The 14,999-nt window shown below is 72.3% G+C and carries 14 protein-coding genes, 2 tRNA genes and 1 pseudogene; 11 read left to right on the top strand and 6 right to left on the bottom strand.

The features are described 5' to 3' along the window. Positions 1-159: 159 nt before the first annotated feature. From ACIGJO_RS22395 to ACIGJO_RS22405, 3 genes are all read left to right on the top strand, one after another. Positions 160-1,197, top strand: a complete 1,038-nt coding sequence (locus ACIGJO_RS22395; protein WP_399960828.1) for a chorismate-binding protein — start codon at positions 160-162, stop codon at positions 1,195-1,197. Then, positions 1,194-2,015 (top strand): aminotransferase class IV, encoded by an 822-nt coding sequence (locus ACIGJO_RS22400; RefSeq protein ID WP_399960660.1) that lies wholly within the window; start codon positions 1,194-1,196, stop codon positions 2,013-2,015. The genes ACIGJO_RS22395 and ACIGJO_RS22400 overlap by 4 nt, the downstream gene beginning before the upstream one ends. Before the next feature lie 74 nt (positions 2,016-2,089). Beyond that, positions 2,090-2,929, top strand: coding sequence for a GNAT family N-acetyltransferase (locus tag ACIGJO_RS22405; protein ID WP_399960661.1), 840 nt, complete (start codon positions 2,090-2,092; stop codon positions 2,927-2,929). A 38-nt stretch (positions 2,930-2,967) separates the two neighbouring features. Here ACIGJO_RS22405 and ACIGJO_RS22410 read toward each other — a convergent pair whose 3' ends face one another. Next, positions 2,968-3,483, bottom strand: a complete 516-nt coding sequence (locus ACIGJO_RS22410; RefSeq protein WP_399960663.1) for a DsbA family protein — start codon at positions 3,481-3,483, stop codon at positions 2,968-2,970. A 156-nt stretch (positions 3,484-3,639) separates the two neighbouring features. Between ACIGJO_RS22410 and ACIGJO_RS22415 the strand changes: the two genes are divergently transcribed. Then, positions 3,640-4,098, top strand: coding sequence for a hypothetical protein (locus ACIGJO_RS22415; RefSeq protein ID WP_399960665.1), 459 nt, complete (start codon positions 3,640-3,642; stop codon positions 4,096-4,098). Between the two features lie 219 nt (positions 4,099-4,317). Beyond that, positions 4,318-4,494: a hypothetical protein gene (locus tag ACIGJO_RS22420; protein ID WP_158074513.1), complete on the top strand. Its 177-nt coding sequence runs from the start codon at positions 4,318-4,320 to the stop codon at positions 4,492-4,494. Between the two features lie 50 nt (positions 4,495-4,544). On the opposite strand, the gene ACIGJO_RS22425 is transcribed toward ACIGJO_RS22420, so the two are convergent. Together ACIGJO_RS22425 and ACIGJO_RS22430 are read right to left on the bottom strand one after the other, a co-directional pair. Then, positions 4,545-5,159 carry a CGNR zinc finger domain-containing protein gene (locus ACIGJO_RS22425; RefSeq protein ID WP_399960667.1) on the bottom strand — a complete coding sequence of 205 codons (615 nt, stop codon included), beginning with the start codon at positions 5,157-5,159 and terminating at the stop codon, positions 4,545-4,547. Between the two features lie 362 nt (positions 5,160-5,521). Then, complete coding sequence (locus ACIGJO_RS22430; RefSeq protein ID WP_003959770.1) at positions 5,522-5,935, bottom strand: SsgA family sporulation/cell division regulator; 414 nt, start codon at positions 5,933-5,935, stop codon at positions 5,522-5,524. 190 nt (positions 5,936-6,125) lie between these two features. Here ACIGJO_RS22430 and ACIGJO_RS22435 point away from each other — a divergent pair, with 190 nt between their 5' ends. Both ACIGJO_RS22435 and ACIGJO_RS22440 read left to right on the top strand, forming a co-directional pair. Then, positions 6,126-6,581: a TIGR02611 family protein gene (locus ACIGJO_RS22435; protein WP_399960669.1), complete on the top strand. Its 456-nt coding sequence runs from the start codon at positions 6,126-6,128 to the stop codon at positions 6,579-6,581. 54 nt (positions 6,582-6,635) lie between these two features. Beyond that, positions 6,636-6,707 (top strand) — tRNA-Val (locus ACIGJO_RS22440). Between the two features lie 132 nt (positions 6,708-6,839). Here ACIGJO_RS22440 and ACIGJO_RS22445 read toward each other — a convergent pair. After that, positions 6,840-9,332: an SCO7613 C-terminal domain-containing membrane protein gene (locus ACIGJO_RS22445; protein WP_399960671.1), complete on the bottom strand. Its 2,493-nt coding sequence runs from the start codon at positions 9,330-9,332 to the stop codon at positions 6,840-6,842. 151 nt (positions 9,333-9,483) lie between these two features. On the opposite strand from ACIGJO_RS22445, the gene ACIGJO_RS22450 reads away from it, so the two are divergent. Continuing rightward, positions 9,484-9,555, top strand: a tRNA-Val gene (locus tag ACIGJO_RS22450). Between the two features lie 83 nt (positions 9,556-9,638). Here the strand turns inward: ACIGJO_RS22450 and ACIGJO_RS22455 are convergent. Further along, positions 9,639-10,367, bottom strand: a complete 729-nt coding sequence (locus ACIGJO_RS22455; RefSeq protein ID WP_399960673.1) for a 3'-5' exonuclease — start codon at positions 10,365-10,367, stop codon at positions 9,639-9,641. 198 nt (positions 10,368-10,565) lie between these two features. On the opposite strand from ACIGJO_RS22455, the pseudogene ACIGJO_RS22460 reads away from it, so the two are divergent. Together ACIGJO_RS22460 and thrS are read left to right on the top strand one after the other, a co-directional pair. Next, positions 10,566-11,349: pseudogene (locus ACIGJO_RS22460) on the top strand (hypothetical protein); the annotation flags it as partial. Positions 11,350-11,496: 147 nt separating this feature from the next. Then, positions 11,497-13,473 (top strand): threonine--tRNA ligase, encoded by a 1,977-nt coding sequence (gene thrS / locus ACIGJO_RS22465; RefSeq protein WP_399960830.1) that lies wholly within the window; start codon positions 11,497-11,499, stop codon positions 13,471-13,473. 60 nt (positions 13,474-13,533) lie between these two features. Here the strand turns inward: thrS and ACIGJO_RS22470 are convergent, their stop codons facing one another. Further along, positions 13,534-14,211, bottom strand: a complete 678-nt coding sequence (locus tag ACIGJO_RS22470) for a potassium channel family protein (protein WP_399960675.1) — start codon at positions 14,209-14,211, stop codon at positions 13,534-13,536. Between the two features lie 66 nt (positions 14,212-14,277). On the opposite strand from ACIGJO_RS22470, the gene ACIGJO_RS22475 reads away from it, so the two are divergent. Further along, entirely contained in the window at positions 14,278-14,853 is a 576-nt protein-coding gene (locus tag ACIGJO_RS22475) for an HIT family protein (protein ID WP_399960677.1), read from the top strand. The last annotated feature ends 146 nt before the right edge of the window (positions 14,854-14,999 follow it).

A 14,999-nucleotide genomic window follows, 5' to 3' on the forward strand; every position in this document is an offset into this window, starting at 1 on the left:
CTTTCCCGGTTCACTTGCGTGTCCCGGCGACGTGTTGAACTCTAGCGGATTCCTGGGCCAGTACAAAAACGCGTTTGCGCAGCGTGCTGCGGTGCCTTTGCCCCGACGCAGGTCATCGTGTGCCGTCCTAGACTCACCAGAGTGTTCGACCTCGCCCCAATGGCCCGCTTCGGCGGCCTCGTCGCCTCCGGTCTGCAGGATGTGACCAGTGATCCCGCGGCCCTCGACTCGTCCGGCTTCTGGGCCGTATGCGCCGATTTCGAAGGCCGCCTCGTCTGCGCCCGCTTCTCCACCGTACGGACGGAGCCGGTGCCCGCTCCCGTCCCCGGAGCGTGGCGCGGTCCCGCCGTGGGGGACTGGACCTCATCGATGGACCGCGACGCCTACAGGGCGGGCGTGCGGCGGATCCGTGAACACATCGCGGCGGGTGAGGTCTATCAGGCCAATCTCTGCCGCGTGATGTCCGCGCCGCTGCCGGCCCCGGACACCGCCGACGTGGACGCCCTCACCGCGCTGCTGGCGCGCGGCAACCCCGCCCCGTACGCGGGAACGGTCCGGCTGCCCGCGCAGGGTGTCGAGATCGCCACCGCGTCCCCCGAACTGTTCCTCTCGCGCGACGGGCGGACCGTCGAGTCCGGGCCGATCAAGGGCACCGGGCGCACCGAGGACGATCTGCTGGAGAAGGATCACGCGGAGAACGTGATGATCGTCGACCTGGTCCGCAACGACCTGGGCCGGGTCTGCGCGACGGGCAGCGTGAGCGTCCCCGATCTCTGTGTGGTGGAGAAGCACCCCGGGCTCGTCCATCTCGTCTCCACCGTCCGCGGGCGGCTGGCCGACGGGGCGGGCTGGCCGGAGCTGATGGCCGCGGCCTTCCCGCCCGGTTCCGTCACCGGGGCACCGAAGTCCAGCGCGCTGCGGATCATCGAGGCGCTGGAGACCGCCCCGCGCGGGCCGTACTGCGGCGGGATCGGCTGGGTCGACGCCGACCGGGCCACCGCCGCCCTGGCGGTCGGCATACGGACGTTCTGGATCGACCGGACCGGCCCCGCGCCGGTGCTCCGCTTCGGTACCGGAGCGGGCATCACCTGGGGCTCCGACCCGGAGCGGGAGTGGGACGAGACCGAACTGAAGGCGGCCAGGCTGCTCGCTGTAGCCTCGGGCGCGTTCGAGGAGACAGGAAGGACCGGTTCATGAGGATTTGGGTCAACGGCGAACTGCGGGACGCCGACGATGCCCGGCTGTCCGTGCTCGACCACGGGCTCACGGTGGGCGACGGCGTCTTCGAGACGGTCAGGACCACCCACGGCCGCCCGTTCGCCCTGACCCGGCATCTGGACCGGCTGACCCGCTCGGCGCGCGGGCTGGGACTGCCCGATCCCGATCTCGACGAGGTCCGCCGCGCCGCCGCGGCCGTCGCCGAGGCCAATCCCACGGCGCTCGGCCGGCTGCGGATCACGTACACCGGCGGTCTGTCCCCGCTCGGCTCCGACCGCGGCGACGCCGGTCCCAGCCTGGTCGTGGCCCTGGGCGGGGCGGTCCGCCGTCCCGACACCACGGCCGTGATCACCGTTCCCTGGACGCGCAACGAACGCAGCGCGCTCGTCGGGCTCAAGACCACCTCGTACGCGGAGAACGTCGTCGCCCTGGCCCGTGCCCATGAGCGGGGCGCGTCGGAGGCGCTGTTCGCCAACACGGCCGGGCGGCTCTGCGAGGGCACCGGGTCCAATGTCTTCGTCGTTCTCGACGGGCAGATCCACACCCCGCCCGTCGCCTCCGGGTGCCTCGCCGGGATCACCCGCGCGCTGGCCGTGGAGTGGACCGGGGCACAGGAGACGGACCTGCCGATGGACGTGCTGGAGCACGCCGAGGAGATCTTCCTGACCTCCACGCTCCGGGACGTCCAGGCGGTCCACCGGGCCGACGCGCGGGAACTGTCCGCGGCACCGGGACCGGTGACGGCGAAGGCCATGCGGATCTTCGACGAACGCGCCGGCGACGACCTCGACCCGTGAGGGCGGAACACCGGCACGGCCCCCGTCCGTAAAAGCGGGTGACGGACGGCCGCTCAGCGGATAGAAAGCCCGTGATGACCACGACACTGCGGCCGACCGGGCCGATTCAGCAAGGCGCCGACGGCGCACGGGCGCGTGCGTACGACGTGTGCGACAACGGAAGGGCCGTCGGTGCCGTCGCGATCAGCACCGACGACTCCTTCGGCCCGACGGCCGGGGTCCTGACATCCCTGCGGATCGACGAGCCGCAGCGCAGGCGGGGCCGGGGGACCATCGCCGCGCTCGCCGCCGAGGAGGTGCTGCGGGGCTGGGGCTGCACCCAGGTGCGCGTGGCGGTCCCCGAGGGCAACGAGGGCGCCCTGCGGCTGGCCACCGGGCTCGGCTACGCGGAGCGCAGCCGCAACATGATCAAGGGCTTGGACCAGGGCACCGCGGAACTTCCCGCCGGGCTCACGGGGCGTCCCATGACCGCCGAGGAGTTCGCCCGCTGGGAGGCCACCAGCGCGGAGGCGTACGCGCAGGACTGGATCGACCGGGGCGTACCGCGGGAGCAGGCACGCCGGAAGGCGGAGAGGGACCAGGCCCACAATCTCCCGGACGGCCTGGCCACCGAAGGCATGTGGTTCCGTGTGCTGTTCCGCGCGGACGAGCGCGTCGGCCTTGTGTGGGTGGCACGGCTGGAGGAGAAGGAGCCGGGGGAGGCGATCGGTTACGTCTTCGATGTCGAGGTGGACCCGGCGCACCGGGGCAGGGGCTACGGCCGCGCCCTGATGCACCTGGCCGAGGACGTCACCCGCGATGCCGGGCTCGGCCGCCTCGGCCTGCACGTCTTCGCCACCAACACCCCGGCGCTCCGGCTGTACGAGTCGCTGGGCTACGCGGTCACCCAGCGCAACCTGGCCAAGGCCCTGTAGCGGGCGGCGTGCCCCCGGGGCCGTAGCGGACCCGGGGGTCAGCCCCGCTCGGCCAGCAGCCGGTCGATGATCTCCTCGATCCGCTCGCGGAGCCCGTCCTGGCTCTTGCCGCCGTCCAGCCGTTCGTCGCCGATCACATAGGTCGGCGTGCCCGTCACCCCGATCGCCCGGCCCTCGGCCTGGTCGGCGTCGACGATCAGCAGGTGCCGGCCGTCGATGAGCGCGGTGTCGAACTCCTCGGCGTCCAGGCCCAGTTCGCGGGCCACATCCAGCAGCAGCGGCTCCCCCCGGCGGGTGAGCTCGTCGGTCCTGGCCAGTACCGCCTCGATGTACGGCCAGTCCTTGCCCTGCGCGGCGGCCTCCTCGGCGGCCTGCGCGGCGGCGTACGCGTGCTTGTGCTTGTCCAGCGGGAAGTGCCGGAGCCGGACCTCGACGCGGTCGCCGTAGCGGGCGCGCAGGGCGTGCACATCGCTGAGGGCCAGGAGGCAGTCCGGGCATTCGAGCTCGCACCAGATGTCGAGGACGACCGGGGCTGCGGGGGTGGAATCGCTCATGCCCTCAGTCTTTCAGGCCGGGCGGGCAGGTCCCAATCGGGACCTGGGGAGGAGCCCGGCCCTGAAAAGTCCCTGATGTGGCCCGGGGACGTGGCCCCGTCGGCGGTGATCGGTGCAGGATGGAAGGGACGTTTCCCCACGCGCCTGGAGGCCCTGATGCTTGCCGAGACCATTTGTTCCGCGGTGTCGGCGGCCGGCCTCGGCATCGCCGCTGTCACGGCGTACCGCAAGCGGTTCCTCACGGCGACCCGGATCGCCGCCTACTCCCTGGTGCCGGTCGGGCTGGTCCTGACCGGGGTGGTCGAGTGGGTCTCCGGGATCGCCTTCAAACCGAGCGTCTGGCTCGGCTTCGGCGTGCTCGGGGTGGCCTGGCTGCTCTTCATGACCACGCGCGCCGTCGAACGCCGCAGCGGTACCACCCGCAAGGAGCGCAAGGCGGCCCGCGCCGCCGCGCAGAACGAGGCGGTCGCTCCCGCGGCCTCGGCGCCGTCCCTCGGCACCGGTGCGCCTGCGTCGGCGCGCCCGCAGGCCCGGCCGGGGAAGAAGCAGCAGTCCGCCGCTCCCGGTGAGGATTTCAGCGACATCGAGGCGATCCTGAAGAAGCACGGCATCTGACCCCTCCGGCCTGCCCCGGGGCCCCGGGGCGGTACGGGCGCACGGTGACCCCGTCCTCCGCGCCGACGGCCTGCTCCCGCTGGGTGTGCTCCAGGAGCGGCAGGCGGCCGGAAGTTCCGAATGCGTGACGGCGACTCGGACGCCGGAGCGAATTCGGATGACCCCTCAGCGGTGAACTCCCGCAGGAAAAAAGCATGTTGATCACCAAGAGGGGCCGGGGTGAGTCATGATCACTTCGAGATGGTGGACACATCCCGGGGCGAAGCCCCCGCACCCCCGGTCGAAGAGCCACGTGGCTGCCTCTTCGCGCTTTCCCAGCCACCCCTGATGATCTTTCTGACGGTGATCGGCGTCCTGCTGCTCATGGCCGCGCTGCATGATCTGTTCATGCTGTGAGCCCCGCCGGGCCGTGGACCGGACGGCTGCCGCCACCCGCCGGGGACCGGTCAGCCCGCGGCTTCCCGGCGCCGGGCCCGGTACGCGGCGACATGGAGCCGGTTGCCGCAGGTGCGGCTGGAGCAGTAGCGGCGGGAGCGGTTGCGCGACAGGTCGACGAAGGCCCGCCGGCAGTCCGGTGCCTCGCAGCGCCGCAGCCGCTCCTGTTCGCCCGCGACGACGATGAAGGCCAGAGCCATGCCGCAGTCGGCCGCGAGATGGTCGGAGAGCGCGGCGTCCGGCGCGAAGTAGTGCACATGCCAGTCGTAGCCGTCGTGATCGGTGAGCTGCGGTGTCGTGCCGGCCGCCGCCACCAGACGGTTGACGAGATCGGCCGCGGTGCGGGCGTCCGGCGCCGCGAAGATCTCCGCGAAGCTGCCCCGTACGTCCCGTACGGCCCGCAGGTCCTTCTCGCCGAGCGTGCCGACACCGCTGATGAGATGGCGCTCCGCGAAGGCGTACAGCGCCTCGACGTCGGCGAGCTGGTCGGGGGCCGCGGACGTGTCCGCGGGGCCGTCCACGGGCCCGTCCGCGGGTCCGCCGTCCGGCAGCCCGTTCCCCGGGGCGGTGTTCACCAGATCGACCACCGTGTCGAGGGCGATCCGGGTGTCGTGTGGGATCAGCACGCTTCGCTCCCTGGCCTCCGGCGGGCGGGCGCCCGCCGATGGCGGCTGACTCTACTGGCTCACCGTGGGCGCACCGGGCCGGGAGCGGGCCTGCGGGGGCCGTGGGGAGCCCTAATCGGACACCGGGGCTGCGCGGGCCGCAGGGGCCCGCGCAGCGGGGCGGAAGGAGGCTGTGGGGCGCGTGGGGCCGGTGAGGTGGCTGTGGCGGCGTTCTGACTCCGCCCGCGGGACGGCCGTGACACGCGCCGACGCCGTCGCCGCGGTGGATTCCGCGATGACGGCGCCGGTGTCTGCCGTGTGAGGTTGTCCGCGCGACGCCGTCTCCCCGAGTCGGACGGCGTCCCGCAGCTCTCGGCCTGGCCTCAGCTCTCGGCCAGGATGTGTGAGAGCTCCGTATCGAGATCGAAGTGACGATGCTCGGTGCCGGGCGGAACCGCGGCGTCGGTCCTTTTCAGGAACGACTCCAGGGCTCGCGCCGGGGCTTCGAGCAGGGCTTCGCCCTCCGGGGAGCTCAGTGCGATGCAGACGACGCCCTGGCCGTGACTACGTGATGGCCAGACGCGGACGTCTCCGGTGCCGGTGGGCCGGTGCAGCCCCTCGGCAAGGAGGTCACGGGCGAATACCCATTCGACCGTCTCCTCCGCTCCGGTGTGGAAGGTGGCGTGCACGGCATAGGGATCGGCCGTGTCATACCGCAGGCCCGCGGGTACAGGCAGTGAGGACTCGCTCGACACAACGAGGCGCAGGTGCAGCTCGCAGCTGACCGTGGTGTTCATAAGCGCCAGGGCCTTTCGCTCAGTGTGCGCTCGGGGATTCGCACGTCGGCGAAATCGACATGCCACCTACGGTGGTGTTGTAAACCCCTCTGACCCTTTTGTGATCCTTGAGGTAGCTCGTACAGCGGTGTGTAACTTTGGGTTATGCGGCCATTCCGGTGACGAGGAGCGTTCGGGTAGGTTGGGATTCATGAGTGCGGAGAGTGACGAGCGGAGCGAGGCCGTCGAACGGACGGCCTCGGAATCCGCTGCGGGGGGTACCGCGAAAGCGGAGCGTGAGCTGGGGTCGCGGGCGCCGGCGTTCATCAAGTCGTCCAGGACGCTGCACCTGAGCTGGCAGGTCGGCGTCTTCATCGTCGGCCTCGCCGTCGTGGTCGCGGGCATCATCATGCTTCCGCTGCCCGGCCCCGGGTGGCTGGTGATCTTCGGCGGCATGGCGATCTGGGCGACCGAGTTCGTCTGGGCGCAGCTGGTGCTGCGCTGGACCAGGCGAAAGGTCACGGAAGCCGCTCAGCGGGCGCTCGATCCGAAGGTCCGGCGGCGCAACGTCATCCTCACCACGGTGGGTCTGGTGATCATCGCGGTGCTGGTCGGGATCTATGTCTGGAAGTTCGGGATCACCATGCCGTGGAAGATCAGCCAGTGACCTGGACATGGTCCTGGAGCGCCGCTGACATGGGGTAATGTTTGCGGTGCGCCGGGGCGATTAGCTCAGTGGGAGAGCGCTTCGTTCACACCGAAGAGGTCACTGGTTCGAACCCAGTATCGCCCACCCGGACAGAGGGCCGTGAGACTGAAAAGTCTCACGGCCCTCTGCGTTTCCCGGGGCCGACGGGGCCGGTTCCGGGGGCCGCTCCCACATCGAGGAGCGGCCCCGGACCCCGGGACCTCTGGGTCCCGGGTGTCAGCGCATCCTGCCCAGGACCTCCCGCAGCCGCCGCGCGTCGCGCTTGCGCTGCTCGTACGTGGCGCCCACGGCCAGCAGCAGCGCTCCGGCCAGCGCCGGCGGCACCCATCGCGGCAGCGCGCCCACGACCTGCACCACGTACGGCGCCAGCTCGTGCAGGGCGACCAGCGCCAGCACCGTGCCGCCGAGCAGCAGCACCGCCTGGAGCCGGAACCTGGCCCCCAGCAGCGTGGCCACCAGGGCCGCCACCCCCAGCAGCAGCGGACGCACCCAGTCCGGGTCCGCCCAGGCCGCGCAGAGACTCGGCACCAGCGTCACCGCGAGACCCGCCCCGTACGCCGTCCACGACGACGCCGCCGGATCGCGCCGCCGCCTCAGCACCCCGACCACCAGCGCGGGCACCGTCACCGGCAGGGTGTACGCCTCCGGGTCGGTCACCTCCGCGGCCGCCAGCCGCACCCAGGTGGCGGCCAGGAACAGCCCCACCGCCAGATACCCGGCCACCGGACGCCGCTCGGCCCGCACCGCCGTACCCGCGGCCAGCACCCCGCACAGCGCCAGCGTCAGCGCCAGGAACGGCGCGTCCGGCACCGCGAGAGCCACCGCCACCACCGCGCCGAAGGCCCCCGTGAGCTCCAGCGGCAACGCCACCGGATGCCGCCGCAGCCGCGCCCCCAGCAGCACCGTCACCGCGGGCACCACCAGCATCAGCGGGGCGGCCCGGTACCCGGCCAGCCCCAGGGAGGCGCCGGCACCGACGGCGAGGACGATTCCCCACACCACCGCCGCACACGCCAACAGCGACCGGGCCACCGCCGCGCGCATCCGCACCGCCGCCCCGGCGAACAGCACCACCAGCAGACCGAACACCGCGTAGGTGGCGGCCTCGGAGGCCAGCGACAGCATCCCCACACTCACGGCGCCCAGCGCCGAACCCGCCAGCGCGGTCACCGCCGTACCCGGGAGCGGCCCGCCCTCCGGCCCGGCCGTGGTCCGTACCGCCACCTCCAGCGCCACCGCGACCAGCGCCGACTCCAGGGCGAGCGCCACCGGGTAGGGCACATCCAGCGCGGCCGCCGACAGGAGCACCGCGCTCCACCCGAGAACCAGCGCGCCCGCGCCCGCCGCACCCCGCAGCGGCTCACCCGGCGACACGAACGGAGCGGCGGCCCGCACCACGGTGGTCCACCACCGGTGCGCCGCGCCCAGCGCGGCGGCCAGCAGCGCGAGCACCACCGGGGCGGCGATCATCTGCGGCCACGGCACCGAAGCCCCGAGCGCCGACCGGAATCCGCCGGGCGCTCCCCGCCACACATCGGACGCCAGGGACAGCGGCCCCATCAGCACGGCCGCGACCGGAGGCAGCGCCCACACCAGCGAACCGCCCGTCACCGCCGCCGAGGCGACCAGCACACCGCGCCCGGCGGCCCGCGGCACCCGGGTCCGTACCATCGCCAACAGCGCCGCGCCGCACAGCAGATACCCGATCACCTGCCACTGCGACGGCACCGTTGCCCGCAGCACTCCGCCCACCGCGCCCACCGCGGCCAGCCCGGCCACCGCACCGGCGACGGGCGCGAACCCGTCCGGTGCGCGCCAGGCCCCGGCCAGGGCCACCGCGGCCCCGGCGAGCAGCAGCGCCCCCGGTCCCACCGCGCCGGTCGGGCCGCCGGCCGTCAGCGACTCCACCAGCGCCACCAGCAACGCGCCCAGCCCGGTCGCCGTCGCACCCACGCACGCCGTGACCCGTACCGCGAGACCCTTGCCCCGCAGCGCGACCACCACGTCGAACGCCGCTGTCACCAGCAGCGCCCACCCGAACACGAGCGCCGGCGCACCGGCGGCCCACGCCCACAGGAACAGCGGCCACTGGGCCATCGCCACGGCCGCGGGCAACGGCAGCCGCAGTCCGCCCAGCGCCAGACCGTAGGCCGCCCAGAGGGCCGCGAGGACCGCCGAGGCGGCCGCCGTGAAACCGAGCCCGTCCGTGTCCGGTGCCGCCACCGCGTGCAGCGCGTAGGCGTCGAGGACGGTCAGCAGCAGGGCGAGCGCGGCCAGCGCCTCGGCGGTGGCCGCGAGCTTGCGGCTCAGCAGCAGCGCGGGAGTGCCGACCGCCACGAGGGTCACCGTGCTGAGTACCGCGGCACGCCCGCCGATGCCCATCGTGCCCCAGCTGACCAGGGTGAACGCGATCGCCGCGATCGCCAGCAGCAGACCGCCGAGCGTGAGCAGCACGTTCTGCGCGCTGCGCGGTGCGGCGGCCGGCACGCCGCCCCAGGGCCGGGCCGCGGGCCCCGGGGGAGGTCCCCAGCCGGGAGCACCGGCCCCGGGCGGTGGCCCCCACGGGCGCGCCGCCGGGGCGACCGGCTGCTTGAGCGCGCTCACCAGCCAGGCTCGCCGGGTCAGCAACTGGAGCCTTCGGGCATCCAGCTGCACCAGTTCTCGGTCGAGGAGCGCCAATTCCTCGGCGGGTGGCGGCACATGTTCCATGGACGCAGTGTGACCGCGGCCATATCTTCGTACATGCGCGCGGATACTCAGTTCCGGGCCTGAGTAGGTGTGCGGACGACGCGCTCGCACCCCTCGGCCGGCGGGCGTTTGAACGAAGCCCTCGGAGCCCTGTATGGTTCAACCCGTTCCCGGGCGATTAGCTCAGTGGGAGAGCGCTTCGTTCACACCGAAGAGGTCACTGGTTCGAAACCAGTATCGCCCACCGGGAAGAGCCGGTCCGTCAGCATCATCGACGGACCGGTTTTCTCATGCCCCGGGCCACGGACCACGCGCCGTGCCCCGGGCTCAGGCGGCCTCCACCGGAAGCTCCGGGCGCAGTGGCCACGCCGGATCCACCGCCTCCGGTACGCCGCTCCTGGCGAACCACGCCTGGAGCCCGCGCGCCTGAGCCGCGTGCCACACCGCCTGGAGCGTGTGCAGTTCGGCCGGGGTCAGCCGCTCCAGACGGCCGGAGAAGCGCCGGCCCACCGCCCGTACCAGTTCCAGTGACGCCGTGGCATCGGCCGCCGCGTCGTGCGCCCCCTCCAGCGCCACCCCGTACAGCTCGCACAGATCCGTCAGCGTGCGGCGGCCCTTGCGGTAGCGGTCCAGGTGCCTGTCGAGCACCCGGGGATCCACCACGCACAGCGAGGAGTTCTCCAGATATCCGGCCAGCGACGACGCCCTGTGCCGTCTCAGCTCGCGGTCCAGCAGCGTCAGATCGAAGGGCGCGTTCATCACGACGAGCGGGCGGCCCGTCGCGCACTGCTCGGCCAGCGCCCGCGCTATCTCCTCCACCACGGGCGCCGGCCACCGCCCGTTGTGCTGGAGGTGATCATCGGTCAGGCCGTGGATCTCGGTCGCCCCCGCGGGCACCGGCACCCCCGGGTTGACCAGCCAGCGGGTGACGCGGCAGCGCCCGCCCGCGGTGTCCTGGACGACCAGAGCGGCCGAGACGATCCGGTCCTCCTCGACGTCCACACCTGTCGTCTCCGTATCGAAAGCGGCCAGTGGCCCCTCGAACCAGTGCATCATCCCCGCACTCCTCGCACCTGCACGGCAGATGGAGTGAATCCCCCCTGCCCGATATCGGTGATACCCGGGCTGTTTGCCTGATACGCCGTTTGCGGCCGGTCTCCTGCGTGACAACACGGGTGACGGGCAAGGAAGTTGATCGATCCGCCGGTCCGCATCGAGGCGTCGTGGAAAGTCGCGCCGCCGACAGCGGTGCGGGGGAGGGCCGGCCGCTACAGCCGATGGTCGCCGGTGGGCCCGGCGGCGGGCGGGACGGGCCTCCTCGCCCTGACAGCACGGTGTTCCCCGACAGCGAGGACCTGCTCGGCGAGGCGCTCACCGCGCTCGCCCGCAGTGCCGTCCCCTCCGCCCGCGAGATCCTCGTCCCCCTCGCCGTGACCGGTGGCGAGACCCGCTGGTGGTGCGATGTCCCCGAGCCCGGCGCCGGCGAGGCCGGAGCCGCGGGCCGGGCCGAGGCCTTGATCGCCTGGTCCGGGGCTCGGAAGGGGCCGGGCTGTCCGGGACCGGCCGTCCTGGACCGGGCGCCCGCCGCCGGTACCCCCGAGGGCTGCCCCGCACGTCCGGAACCGGTCGTGTTCTCCCCGGGCGGCCTGCCCGCCCTGCGGCCGACGGGTGCCCGCGATCCGCGCGACGGGCCCGTCGTGCCGGTCCGGATCACCGGCGCCGTCGTCGTACGCCTGCGCCGCCCCGGCCGCGCGGCCCCGGAATCGTACGGCTGCGGGTGGGGTGCTCGCGGGCGCCGAGGTCACCCATGTACGGAGGGAACCGGACAGGGAGGCGTACCGGATCGCGGGCCATGCCCACCTCGTCGGGCCGCCCCTCCGGGCGGAGGGGCGGCCGGAGAGCCGGGGCGGGTTCCGGGCGGCTCTCCGGCGCCTCGCGGATGTCACCCGTTCAGGTCGGCGACGCCGAACGGGACCGGCTGAAGAAGCCGCTCCGGGAGAACCCGGACTTCTTCGAGGAGGCCTGCGCGGGCGGGGAGGCACAGCGCCCGCGTCCTGGGGACCGGCCGGACCCGGGCGGACCGCGCCCCGGCGGAACCCTTTCGCGTCCGGGGCCCGCGGCTCGGTACGATTCCCCCTGCGAGCGCAAGAGGAATGCGCCGCACCCCCTGAGTCAGGAGAGACCGGTGTCAGACGTCCGTGTGATCATCCAACGCGATTCCGAGCGGGAAGAGCATGTGGTGACGACGGGCACGACGGCCGCCGAGCTCTTCCCCGGTCAGCGCACCGTCGTGGCCGCCCGCGTCGGCGGCGAGCTGAAGGACCTCGCGTACGAGCTCAAGGACGGCGAGACCGTCGAGCCCGTCGAGATCTCCTCCGAGGACGGCCTCAACATCCTGCGGCACTCCACCGCGCATGTCATGGCGCAGGCCGTGCAGGAGCTCTTCCCGGACGCCAAGCTGGGCATCGGCCCGCCGGTCAAGGACGGCTTCTACTACGACTTCGACGTCGAGAAGCCGTTCACGCCCGAGGACCTCAAGGCCATCGAGAAGAAGATGCAGGAGATCCAGAAGCGGGGGCAGAAGTTCTCCCGCCGGGTGGTCACCGACGAGGCCGCCCGCGAGGAGCTGGCCGACGAGCCGTACAAGCTGGAGCTCATCGGCATCAAGGGTTCCGCCTCCTCCGACGACGGCGCGGATGTCGAGGTGGGCGGCGGCGAGCTGACCATCTACGACAACCTGGACCCCAAGTCCGGGGACCTGTGCTGGAAGGACCTCTGCCGGGGACCGCACCTGCCCACCACCCGGTTCATCCCCGCGTTCAAGCTGATGCGGAACGCCGCGGCCTACTGGCGGGGCAGCGAGAAGAACCCGATGCTCCAGCGCATCTACGGCACCGCCTGGCCCACCAAGGACGAGCTGAAGGCGCACCTGGAGTTCCTGGAGGAGGCCGCCAAGCGCGACCACCGCAAGCTCGGCAACGAGCTGGACCTCTTCTCCTTCCCCGACGAGATCGGCCCCGGGCTCGCGGTCTTCCACCCCAAGGGCGGCATCATCCGCCGGGCCATGGAGGACTACTCGCGGCGCCGCCACGAGGAGGAGGGCTACGAGTTCGTCTACAGCCCGCACGCCACCAAGGGCAAGCTCTTCGAGAAGTCCGGCCACCTGGACTGGTACGCCGACGGCATGTACCCGCCCATGCAGCTCGACGACGGGGTGGACTACTACCTCAAGCCGATGAACTGCCCGATGCACAACCTGATCTTCGACGCACGCGGCCGTTCCTACCGTGAACTGCCCCTGCGCCTCTTCGAGTTCGGCACGGTCTACCGGTACGAGAAGTCGGGCGTCGTGCACGGCCTGACCCGCTCCCGGGGCTTCACGCAGGACGACGCGCACATCTACTGCACCAAGGAGCAGATGGCCGAGGAGCTGGACAGGACTCTCACCTTCGTCCTGAACCTGCTCCGCGACTACGGGCTCACCGACTTCTACCTGGAGCTCTCCACCAAGGACCCGGAGAAGTTCGTCGGCTCGGACGAGGTCTGGGAAGAGGCCACCGAGACGCTGCGCCAGGTCGCCGAGAAGCAGGGCCTCCCGCTGGTCCCGGACCCGGGCGGCGCCGCGTTCTACGGCCCGAAGATCTCGGTGCAGTGCAAGGACGCCATCGGCCGTACCTGGCAGATGTCGACCGTGCAGCTCGACTTCAACCTCCCGGAGCGCTTCGACCTGGAGTACACCGGCCCCGACGGCACCAAGCAGCGCCCGGTCATGATCCACCGTGCCCTGTTCGGTTCCATCGAGCGCTTCTTCGCGGTGCTCCTGGAGCACTACGCGGGGGCGTTCCCCGTCTGGCTCGCCCCGGTCCAGGCGGTCGGCATCCCGATCGGTGACGCCCACATCCCCTACCTCCAGGAGTTCGCCGCCAAGGCGCGGAAGCAGGGCCTGCGGGTCGAGGTGGACGCCTCCTCCGACCGGATGCAGAAGAAGATCCGGAACCAGCAGAAGGCCAAGGTCCCCTTCATGCTCATCGCGGGCGACGAGGACATGGCCAACGGCGCCGTCTCCTTCCGCTACCGCGACGGTTCGCAGGAGAACGGCATCCCGCTCGACGAGGCCCTCGCGAAGATCGCGAAGGCCGTCGAGGACCGCGTCCAGGTCTGATCCCGCGCAAGGGGCCGGGATCCGGTCCCGCGCAAGGCCGCACGAGGGGCCCGCGGGGAGTCACCGACTCCCCGCGGGCCCCTTCTCGTCCTCCCGGGTGAACACCTGCAGCAGCCATGACGAGAACGAACCCGTCACCGCCCCCAGCAGCGCCAGCCCGCACACCATCAGCATCGCGGCGACGGTCCGCCCGCCGGGGGTGACGGGCGTGGCGTCCCCGTACCCGACCGTGGTCAGCGTCGCGCACGCCCACCACACCGCGTCCCCGAACGTACGGATCGTGGCCCCGGCGGCCGTGTGCTCCTGGTGGTACACCGCCAGGGCGGCGGTGAAACCGAGGAGCAGGGCGCTCAGGCCGGCGTAGGCCATCACCCGCGCGTACAGGCTCAGCCGCGGCCGGTCGCGGCGGCTCTGCACCGCCGCGTAGACCCGGATCACCCGCAGCGGGCGCAGCAGCGGCAGCGCGAGCACCAGGGTGTCGAGCCAGCGCACGCGGACGAAGCGCGCGCCGAGGCCGCTCAGCCGGAGCCGCGCGGCGTAGTCCACGGCGAAGAGCAGCCAGGTCGAGCAGACCAGGGCGAGGGCGATGTCGCGCCAGGGGCCGGTGTCGTGGGGCGCGAGCACGCGGACCGCGTAACCGAGGAGGAAGACCACGGAGGCGATGAACAGCGGTACTTCCGTGCGCTGCTCCCAGCGGGCCAGTCCGGGCGTGGCCGTGTACGCGGATCGGTTGCTCATGTCCTCAGCCTCGCGGGGCGCGGACCGGGGAGGCCCCGGCGACACGCTCGGCGGGGGTGAAGCAATATGCTGATCGGCATGACGAGTGAGCCGGAGCAGCAGATGGGAGTGGGGACGCCCGACGCATTCCAGCGCCTGTGGACGCCCCATCGGATGGCGTACATCCAGGGTGAGAACAAGCCGAGCGGTCCGGGCGCCGAGGACGGCTGTCCGTTCTGCGTGATCCCGGCCAAATCGGACGAGGACGGGCTCATCGTCGCACGCGGCGTGAGCGTCTATGCCGTGCTGAACCTGTACCCCTACAACGGCGGCCATCTGATGGTCGTGCCCTACCGGCATGTGGCCGACTACACGGAACTGAACGGTCGGGAGACCGCGGAGCTGGCCGACTTCACCAAGCGCGCGATGGTCGCGCTGCGGGCGGCGTCCGGGGCCCACGGGTTCAACATCGGGATGAACCAGGGATCGGTGGCCGGGGCGGGCATCGCCGCGCATCTGCATCAGCACCTGGTGCCGCGCTGGGGCGGGGACACCAACTTCATGCCGGTGGTCGGTCACACCAAGGTACTGCCGCAGCTGCTGGGGGACACCCGGTCGATGCTGGCCGACGCCTGGCCCGCCGGGGAGCTTCCGGCCGGCTGAGCCGCGCCGCGCGACGGACGTGGGGCGCCCCCCGCGATATCGCCGGGGGCGCCCCCCGGTGGGGGTACGGACCCCCGGGTGGCGGGGGGCCCGTGTGGGCGGTGACAACCGGCGGAGACCGCCCCCCTATTCGGCGACCGGGACAT

The organism is Streptomyces sp. NPDC079020 (genome assembly GCF_044542225.1).
In the GTDB taxonomy this organism is placed as follows: Bacteria; Actinomycetota; Actinomycetes; order Streptomycetales; family Streptomycetaceae; genus Streptomyces.